Here is a 247-nt window from a genome sequence, read left to right on the forward strand (position 1 = left end):
CCCTACCACACTCTAGTCTGCCCGTACCCACCGCAAGTCCGGGGTTGAGCCCCGGATTTTCACGGCAGACGCGACAAACCGCCTACAAGCTCTTTACGCCCAATAATTCCGGACAACGCTCGCACCCTACGTATTACCGCGGCTGCTGGCACGTAGTTGGCCGGTGCTTCTTCTGTACCTACCGTCACTTTCGCTTCGTCGGTACTGAAAGAGGTTTACAACCCGAAGGCCGTCATCCCTCACGCGG

Annotated in this window: 1 rRNA gene; it reads right to left on the reverse strand. The window is 58.3% G+C overall.

What is annotated here, in order from left to right:
* A 16S ribosomal RNA gene (locus ACTHS3_RS18380) occupies nucleotides 1-247 on the reverse strand; the annotation flags it as partial.

Source organism: Neisseria sp. P0009.S007 (assembly GCF_051962515.1).